The organism is Synergistaceae bacterium (assembly GCA_012521675.1).
Taxonomy (GTDB): Bacteria; Synergistota; Synergistia; order Synergistales; family Aminobacteriaceae; genus JAAYLU01.
The window spans coordinates 22,168-28,782 of sequence record JAAYLU010000046.1 but is presented as its reverse complement, the minus strand read 5'-3'; the positions used below and the strand labels follow the sequence as shown (position 1 = coordinate 28,782).

General features: G+C 60.8%; 6 protein-coding genes. 2 read left to right on the top strand and 4 right to left on the bottom strand.

Annotated elements, in window-relative coordinates; translation table 11 throughout:
- Positions 1-77: 77 nt before the first annotated feature.
- On the top strand, positions 78-1,367 hold the full coding sequence (locus GX181_05305) for a TRAP transporter large permease (GenBank protein NLM71358.1): 1,290 nt from the start codon (positions 78-80) through the stop codon (positions 1,365-1,367).
- A gap of 28 nt (positions 1,368-1,395) precedes the next feature.
- Positions 1,396-2,145 (top strand): M15 family metallopeptidase, encoded by a 750-nt coding sequence (locus GX181_05300; protein NLM71357.1) that lies wholly within the window; start codon positions 1,396-1,398, stop codon positions 2,143-2,145.
- Between the two features lie 5 nt (positions 2,146-2,150).
- Here the strand turns inward: GX181_05300 and GX181_05295 are convergent, their stop codons facing one another.
- The 4 genes from GX181_05295 to GX181_05280 form a co-directional block, all read right to left on the bottom strand.
- Positions 2,151-2,855, bottom strand: a complete 705-nt coding sequence (locus tag GX181_05295; protein ID NLM71356.1) for a DUF554 domain-containing protein — start codon at positions 2,853-2,855, stop codon at positions 2,151-2,153.
- A gap of 94 nt (positions 2,856-2,949) precedes the next feature.
- Positions 2,950-3,879 (bottom strand): ABC transporter permease, encoded by a 930-nt coding sequence (locus GX181_05290; protein NLM71355.1) that lies wholly within the window; start codon positions 3,877-3,879, stop codon positions 2,950-2,952.
- A gap of 1 nt (position 3,880) precedes the next feature.
- Positions 3,881-4,975 carry an ABC transporter permease gene (locus GX181_05285; GenBank protein NLM71354.1) on the bottom strand — a complete coding sequence of 365 codons (1,095 nt, stop codon included), beginning with the start codon at positions 4,973-4,975 and terminating at the stop codon, positions 3,881-3,883.
- Positions 4,972-6,540 (bottom strand): ABC transporter ATP-binding protein, encoded by a 1,569-nt coding sequence (locus tag GX181_05280; protein ID NLM71353.1) that lies wholly within the window; start codon positions 6,538-6,540, stop codon positions 4,972-4,974. Before GX181_05280 ends, GX181_05285 begins: the two co-directional genes overlap by 4 nt.
- Between the last annotated feature and the right edge of the window lie 75 nt (positions 6,541-6,615).

The window sequence follows — 6,615 nt, the reverse complement described above, 5'->3', positions numbered from 1 at the left end:
GTCCGTGCCGGTCGGATTTCTGCTGTTGATGGCGGGCACTACTATCGCCTGGTTCGTCCGGGGGAAGGAGTAGATCCATGGGCTTTTCGATGCTGTTCGTCTTCCTCGCCCTGATGGTGCTCGGCGTACCGCTGTTCATCTCCCTCCTGTCGACCTCCATCGTCGGAGTCGCGATGCTGGGCGACATCACTCTTATGCGCGTAGTCAGCCAGCAGTTCTTCGGCGGAATGGACGTCTTCTCACTGATGGCGATACCCTTTTTCATCCTGGCGGGCATCCTGATGAACAGGGGAGGGCTGACGGACAGGCTCCTCGACTTCAGCAGGCTCATCGTCGGCTCCGTCAGGGGCGGCCTGGGGTACGTGAACGTGGTCGCCAGCATAATCCTGGCCGGGGTCAACGGATCTGCGGCGGCGGATGCGTCCGCGCTCGGCTCCATCCTCATACCCGCGATGGTGAAGGACGGCTTCTCGCCCGCCTACTCCGCGGGGATAACAGCGGGCAGCTCCCTCATCGGCCCGATAATCCCCCCGAGCATCTTCATGATCATCTACGCATCGATGACGAACACCTCCATAGGGGGTCTGTTCGCAGCGGGGATACTACCGGGTCTGCTGCTGGGAGGGGCCTACATGGTCATGAACTACTTCTACTCGCACCGCTACCAGGTACCGGTGGCGGATTTCGAGTACATACGCAAGAACAGGAAGGAGATACTCTCAAAGTCCTTGGTGGCGCTGTTCGCCCCCCTGATCATAATAGGGGGGATAGTTAGCGGAATAGTGACGCCCACCGAGTCGGGCGCACTGGCGGTAGCCTACTGCCTTATCGCGGGAGTGTTCTACACGAGGCAGCTCACCCTGCGGATCATCGGCGAGTCGCTCTACGAGACAGCCCGCCTGACCAGCTCCATCTTCCTCATAATGGGGGCGGCGATGGTCATTGGATGGTTGCTGAAGTGGGAGAGGGTCCCCCAGAGGTTCGCCACATTCATACTGGGCGCCGGGTTCCACGACAGCCCCACCCTTCTCATGATAGTGCTCAGCGCGATAATATTCCCGGTCGGGATGTTCATGGAGGAGGTCTCCACACTTGCCCTCCTGACGCCGATATTCACGCCGATAGCCTTGAAGGCCGGCATCGATCCCATTCACTTCGGAGTCGTCATGACGCTGAACGTCACGATCGCCCTGATCACCCCGCCGATGGGCGCGTGCAACTACATAGTCGCCGCCGTGGGAAAGGTGAAGCTCTCGGACGTCTTCATCCACATCTGGCCCTTCATAGGCGTGGCCCTGATTGTGTTGGCGGCGGTCATCGTGTTCCCCTCGCTGACAGTATTTATTCCGCGGCTTCTCAACCTTTAAAAGCGGAAATGGAAGGAGATATAAGAAGATGAATCACCCCTTCATGGATATCCCGATACCCGAGCCACCGCCCTTCTCATGGGACGAAGTGAGAGCGATCCCGATAGAGGAGTGCGGCGAGGAGATGGTCCCGGCCAGCCTCGTACCGGAGAAGATCCTCGTGAGGCCCCAGTACTACCTGCACATGATCGAGCGGGCCGTGCCGGAATGCTACGTCAGGCGCTCGGTCCTCGAACGGCTCCTGGAGGCGGCCGACATGCTTCCGAAGGGGTGCCGCTTTGTGCTGCTCGACTCCTGGCGGCCGCGAAGCATCCAGACGACCCTCTTTCAGAAGTTCCGCTCCGAGCTGAGGGAGAAGATGCCCCTGCTGAACGACGCCCAGATCACGAGCCTCGCCTCCCAGTACGTCGCCCCTCCGTCGCTGCACCCGCAGCACCCCTCTCCTCACGTGACGGGAGGCGCGGTGGACCTGACGATAGTCGACTCGACAGGAATCTTCCTGCCGATGGGGACGGTCTTCGACGAGACCTCCGAGAGATCCGGCATAGCGTGGTTCGAGAAGAAGCTCGAGGAGAAAGAGTCGTTGACGGCCGACGAAGAGGAGGCCATGTACAACCGAAGGCTCCTGCACTACATTATGAGCAAGGCCGGCTTTGTCAATTACCCGGATGAGTGGTGGCACTACGACTACGGCGACCAGATCTGGGCCCTGCTGAAGGAGAAGAAAAACGCCATCTACGGTGTGACCGAGCCGGCGTTCAGATGGCGTCCAAGCTAGCTGCGCTATAAGAAAAGAGTGGTCAGCAGCAAGGTTACCGCGAGAGCGGGAAGCATGTTGACCACTCTCATCTTCTTGATCCCCAAAATTCCAAAACCGATCCCCAGCATCATCAGCCCGCCGATCGCCGTTATCTCGTCGACCGCCTGCGGGCTCATCAACCGTTGGGCAGCCTCGGCCAACAGCGTGAGGGTTCCCTCGTAGAGCAGGACCGGCAGGGCGGAGAAGACCACGCCCACCCCTAAGGATGCGCCCATGGCCGCGGCCGCCATCAGATCCATGAAGGACTTGGTGATATAGAGCTGCGGAAACCCGCCCGTGCCCTCCTCGATCGCCCCGAGAATGGCCATCGATCCGACGCAGAAGAGAAGAGAGGCCGCGACGAAACCCTCCGTGAACCTCTCGTTCTTGGAGCGGATCCTGCGCTTTGTCCACTCGGCCAGGTCGTCTAGCCGACTCTCCAGGTCCATCCACTCTCCCATGAGCGAACCGCCCACTATGCTGAACACCATGATGATCGCGCTCTGAGTCTTCAAAGCCATCTGGAAGCCCAGCATCAGGGTGAAGAGCCCCAGACCCTGGAATGTTATCTCGACATACCTGTCTGACAGGCGGGAATGCAAAATCAATCCGGCCAGCCCTCCAACTATGATCGCCGCGGCGTTCAGCAGAGCACCCGAGGCCGGAACGCACTTAAAGAATAAATCCACTTTATAAAAACCTCCGTTCGGGAAAAAATAAAGCCGGGCGGCATGCGAAGAAGTCGCCCGGCTATTGCACGGCAGTGCCGTTGTCACTGGTTGATCAGTCTCTCTCCTCCCTAAAGAAAGGAAGTCCCAGCGCGGCCGGGGCGCCGTAGACGATGCCCTTGCCCTTCCTGATGGATATGAAGAGCAGCACGCCGATAGTCATCAGGTACGGCAGCATCATCAGAATCGGGGCGGGGATGGTCGTCCCGGCGGCCTGCAGCCGGAGCTGGAAGGCCTCGACCCCGCCGAAGAGATACGCGCCGAAGGCTGCACGCGCAGGGTGCCAGATCGCGAAGATCACCAGCGCGACGGCGATCCACCCGCGTCCGGCTGTCATATGCTCCGCCCACATTTTGGTGTAGGCCACCGACATGTGAGCGCCTCCGACCGCTACGATCCCGGCACCGACCATCGTGTAGAAGTACCTGGTCTTCGCGACCGAGATGCCCATCGCATCCGCCGCCCTCGGGTTGTCCCCCACGGCCCGCAGGTACAGCCCCTGCCTGGTGGAGGCGAAGAACCAGCAGAGGAAGATGACGAGCGCGTAGGAACAGTAGATAAGAGCGTCGTGCTTGAAAAAGGCAGGCCCGATAACCGGGATCTCCGACAGCAGAGGGACTGATAATCTGTCAAACCCTTCGATCGTAACCCCGATGAAGTCCCTGCCCAGGATGGACGATGCGCCAGTGCCGAACATCGTCATGGCGAGGCCGCTCACCACCTGGTTCCCCTTCAGCGTGACGCAGATGAACGAGTGTACCAGCCCCAGGATCATCCCGATACAGAATGCCCCCGCTACTCCGAGCCACGGGCTGCCGGTGGAGTAGGATACCGCGAAGCCCGCGTAGGCGCCGAGCAGCATGATCCCCTCGAGCCCGAGGTTCAGAATTCCGCCCTTCTCGGTGACAATCTCGCCGAGAGTGGCGTACAGTATGGGTGTTCCGCTTCGCACCGCCGCCGTGAGAATTGGCGTGAGGATCTCCATGTCACTCAACCTCCTTCACGGGCGCTCGGTGTTCGAGGCGGACCAGCCTGATGCGGAACTTGCGGAAGAACTCCCCGCCAAGGACGAAAAAGAGTATCAGCCCCTGCAGCACAAGCATGCTCGACAGGGGAAGGCGCATCACGATCTGAAGCGTCTCTCCGCCCACAAGCAGGATGCCCAGCAGGAAGGAGACAAGAATTATGGCGATCGGGTGCAGACGTGCAAGCCACGCGACGATTATCGCCGTGTACCCGTACCCGCCGGAGAAGCCCGCCTGGAGGCGGCCCTGCAGCCCGGATAGCTCGCACATTCCCGCGACGCCGGCGATGGCCCCGGAGATGAACATCACAAGCACCACGTTCTTTACGTAGCTCATGCCGGCGAAGCCTGCGGCCTTGGGGCTCTCGCCCATGACACGGATCTCGTACCCCCACCTGGTGAATCGCAGTATCACCCAGAAGACTACCGGCAGCAGCAGGGCCAGTATAAGCCCGGCGTGCACCCTGGTACCGCAGTAGCATGTAAGCCTTGCCGCGGCAGGAAAAAGAGGCGTCATGGGAAAGCCGAGGCTGGTCGGGTCGCGCCACGGCCCGTAGATGAAGTAGTTGAAGAAGTTTATGGCGACGTAGTTGAGCATCAGCGTAGTGATGATCTCGTTTACGTTCCACTTGGCCCTGAAGAAGCCAGCTATGGCGGCCCAAAGCCCCCCGGCCAGGGCCGAGGCCGCGAAGAGCATGATGAACATGAGCAGGCGGCTGTCTACATTGCAGTACCGCACGACGGCCGCCGCGGCTATCGCTCCCATGAAGATCTGCCCCTCGCAGCCGATGTTCCAGATCAGCATGGTGAAAGCCAGCATCACCGCGATGGCGACCATGGTAAGGGGTATGGCCTTCACAATCGTCTCGCTTATCCCGTAGGCATCCCCCAGCGAGGCCCGGATGATGGTGGAGTACGCCTTGGCGGGCGACACGCCCATGAAGTGGAGGAAGACCGCTCCGACCGCGAGGGCCGAGAGCAGAGAGAGAAGCGGTATCGCAAACCCCAGCAGCCTGGGCACTTCAAGGCGCGGCTCAACCTTCAGCGAGAGTTTCATGCTGGCCTCCCCCCTTCCTTCGCCGTTTCAAGGGCTTCGCAGGCAGGCGTGCCCGCCATCATAAGGCCGATGCTCTCAAGAGGAGTCCCGGCGGGATCATCTATCACGCCCATGATTCGCCCCTTGAAGATTACCGCCAGCCGGTCGCTCATCGCGAGCAGCTCGTCCAGGTCCTCGGAGACCAGCAGCACCGCCGCACCCGACTCGCGCGCCTCAAGAAGCCGCTCCCTGACGAACTTCGTCGCTGCCACGTCAAGCCCCCAAGTAGGATGGGCCGCGATTATCGCCTTCGGCGAGTCGCTCAACTCCCTTCCGAGCATCAGTTTCTGAAGGTTGCCGCCCGACAGGTTCCGCACCGGAGTCCCGATCGACGGAGTATTGACGTTGTACTGCGACACCAGGCTGCTTGCGAAGGAGAAGACCTCCCTCCACACGATGAAGCCCCTCTTCGACACCGGCTTGTGCCAGTACCTCTTCAGGATCGAGTTCTCGCTGACGTTCATGTTGGGGACGAGCCCCGTCCCCTTCCTGTCCGCCGGAATGTAGTGCAGTCCCCTGTCTATGATGTGCTTCGGACAGGAGTTGGTCAGGTCATCGCCGTTTATAAGGACTTTCCCGGATTCCACGACGCGCAGACCGACGATCGCCTCGCACAGGGCGAGCTGGCCATTTCCCGCAACTCCGGCCACCCCCATAATCTCCCCCTCTCGAACCGTGAGAGTCACGCCGCACAGCGCGGGCAAGCCTCTATCGTTCAGCGCGTGAATATCGCGGCACTCGACCGCGGGCCTCCCGGGAGGGACAGGCTTCTTCTCGATCTGAAAGACCACCTTCTGTCCGACCATCATCTCCGCCAGCTTCTCCTTGGTGGTGGAGGAGGTGTCCAGGGTTCCGGCATGACGCCCCTTTCGCAGTATTGTGACACGGTTGGAAAGCCCCATGACCTCGTCCATCTTGTGAGATATGAAGACCACCCCGTGCCCCTCGGACGTCATCTGGCGGACCGTCTCGAACAGGTGCTCGGCCTCCTGGGGGGTCAGCACCGCCGTGGGTTCGTCGAGGATCAGTATCTTCGCTCTCCTGTACAGCATCTGGAGTATCGCTACCCGCTGCTGCTCGCCGATCGACAATTGCCATACGCTCGCGTCAGGGTCGACAAGCAGCCCGTATCGCTGAGACAGCTCGTCAATCCTGTCGCGGATCGCTCGCTTGGGGAGGACTGTGGAGAGCCCCTCCAGGCCCAGGATCATGTTCTCCCACACTGTCTGGCTTCGTACCAGCATGAAGTGCTGGTGGACCATTCCAATGCCCGACGCGATGGCGTCCCGAGGCGATGAGAAGGAGACCTCCCTCCCGTCGACGAAGAGGTTGCCGCTGTCCGGCCGGTATAGCCCGTACAGCACGCTCATCAGGGTTGACTTGCCCGCGCCGTTCTCCCCGAGGAGGGCGTGGACCTCCCCGGCGCGTACGTCGAAGTCCACATCCAGATTGGCCGTCACGCCGGCGAATCGCTTGGTGATCTTCTCCATGCGGACGAGCAGTTGAGAAGGATCTGGCGCACCCATATCCCTACCCCCAGTGCATTTGTTATCGTAAAAAAAGGGGCGCGGAGACCGCACCCCTTTCAGCAGTCATCAAGG

Bases quoted from the DNA above. Each gene is read 5' to 3' on its own strand.
- GX181_05305 (NLM71358.1), top strand. From the start codon at position 78: ATGGGCTTTTCGATGCTGTTCGTCTTCCTCGCCCTGATGGTGCTCGGC.
- GX181_05280 (NLM71353.1), bottom strand. From the start codon at position 6,540: ATGGGTGCGCCAGATCCTTCTCAACTGCTCGTCCGCATGGAGAAGATC.
- GX181_05300 (NLM71357.1), top strand. From the start codon at position 1,396: ATGAATCACCCCTTCATGGATATCCCGATACCCGAGCCACCGCCCTTC.
- GX181_05285 (NLM71354.1), bottom strand. From the start codon at position 4,975: ATGAAACTCTCGCTGAAGGTTGAGCCGCGCCTTGAAGTGCCCAGGCTG.
- GX181_05290 (NLM71355.1), bottom strand. From the start codon at position 3,879: ATGGAGATCCTCACGCCAATTCTCACGGCGGCGGTGCGAAGCGGAACA.